We start from the raw sequence: 1,943 nt of genomic DNA on the forward strand, positions 1-1,943 counted from the left end.
GAACTGCACGCCGAAGACAGGCAGCTCGCGGTGCCGCAGCGCCATCACGACGCCGTCTTGGGTCGTCGCCTGGACCTCGAGGGCCTCGGGCACGCTGTCCGCGTCGACGCACAGCGAGTGGTAGCGCGTCGCGGTGAACGGGCTCGGGATGCCGGCGAACAGGCCGGCCCCGTCGTGGCCGATCTCGTCGGTCTTGCCGTGGACCGGCTTGGGCGCCCGGCAGATCGTCCCGCCGTACACCTCGGCGATGCATTGGTGCCCGAGGCACACGCCGAGCACCGGCACGCCGGCGGCCGCGGCGGCGCGGATGACGTCGCGCGAGACGCCCGCGTCGTCGGGCGTGCCCGGGCCCGGAGAGATCACGACGCCGCGCGGTGAGAGCGCGAGCGCCTCCTCGGCCGTCACCGCGTCGTTGCGGCGCACCTCGACCGAAGCCCCGAGCGCGGCGAGCAGCTGGACGAGGTTGTAGGTGAACGAGTCGTAGTTGTCGATGACGAGGATCACGGCCGCACCTCGCTTCCGGCCGGGGATGCTGTCTGCCCGTGCATGCCCGCCGCGAGCTCGAGCGCCCGGTGCAGTGCACGCGCCTTGTGCAGGCACTCCTCGTACTCGCGCTCCGGGTCGGAGTCCGCGACGATCCCGGCGCCCGACTGCAGGTACGCGCGGCCGCCGGCGAGCACGAAGGTGCGGATCGTGATGCACATGTCCATCGCGCCGTCGAGGCCGAAGTAGCCCACGGTACCGGCGTACGGCCCGCGCGCCGCCGGCTCGAGGTCCGCGATGATCTCCATCGCGCGCACCTTCGGGGCGCCGCTCACGGTGCCGGCCGGGAACGTCGCGCGCAGCGCGTCGAACGCGTCGCGCCCGTCTGCCAGCGTGCCGGTGACGTTGCTCACGATGTGCATGACGTGTGAGTAGTACTCGACCTCCATGAGTTCGTCGACCTTCACCGTCCCGGGCGCGCACACCCGGCCGAGGTCGTTGCGCCCGAGGTCGACCAGCATGACGTGCTCGGCGCGCTCCTTCTCGTCGGCGAGCAGGTCGGCGCGCAGGCGGCCGTCCTCGTTCGCGTCGGCCCCGCGCGGCCGCGTGCCGGCGAGCGGCCGCGTGAGCACGCGGTCGTCCTCGACGCGCACGAGCGGCTCAGGTGACGACCCGACGAGCGTCACGTCGCGGGTGCGCAGGTAGAACATGTACGGGCTCGGGTTGACCGCGCGCAAGACCCGGTACAGGTCCATGCCGTCGCCGTCGTACGGCGCGCTGAACCGCTGCGAGAGCACGACTTGGAAGATGTCGCCCGCGGCGATGTGCTCCTTGGCTGTGTCGACGGCGCCGACGAAGGCGTCGTGCCCGGTGTGCTCGGTCATCGGGACCTCGCGCGCGATGCCCACCTCGCCGAGCTCCGCGCCGCGCGGACCCTCGTCGATGCGGCGCAGGTAGGTGTCGATCCGGGCGAGCGCGGCGTCGTACGCGGCCTCCGGTGCGCCGCCGGGGCGCACGGGGGCGATGACCTGCATCACGCGGCGCGCGTGGTCGAAGGCGACCACGACGTCGGCGAGCATGAAGCACATATCGGGCACGCCAAGCTCGTCGTTCTCGTGCCGAGGAACCCGCTCGAACGTCGACGTCGCCTCGTAGCCCACGTAGCCCACGGCACCGCCGACAAACAGCGGCAGCCCGGGCACTCGCGCGACGCGACCGGCCTTGAGCTGGCGCGGCACGACCCGAAGCGGATCTTCGGCGCGCTCCCCGGTGACGCCACCGTTCTCGACGACGACCTCGCTGCCGCGCGCGGTGATGACCTCGCGATCCCCAACCCCGAGAAAGCTGAAGCGGCCGAGCCGCTCGCCCCCGATCACGCTCTCCAGCAGAAACGCGTGCTCGGCGCCCTCTGAAAGCGCCATGAACGCGCTGATCGGCGTCGCGAGGTCCGCGTACACCTC

Annotated in this window: 2 protein-coding genes; both read right to left on the reverse strand. The window is 72.2% G+C overall.

Features of this window, described 5'->3' with window-relative positions; genetic code table 11:
• Positions 1-504: aminodeoxychorismate/anthranilate synthase component II (locus tag FDZ70_09915; GenBank protein ID TLM68805.1), on the reverse strand; the 504-nt coding region annotated here is incomplete at its 3' end.
• Positions 501-1,943 (reverse strand): anthranilate synthase component I (trpE, locus tag FDZ70_09920; GenBank protein TLM68806.1); only part of this gene is annotated, 1,443 nt, incomplete at its 5' end. The genes FDZ70_09915 and trpE, both read right to left, overlap by 4 nt.

This window comes from Actinomycetota bacterium, from assembly GCA_005774595.1.
Classification (GTDB): domain Bacteria; phylum Actinomycetota; class Coriobacteriia; order Anaerosomatales; family D1FN1-002; genus D1FN1-002.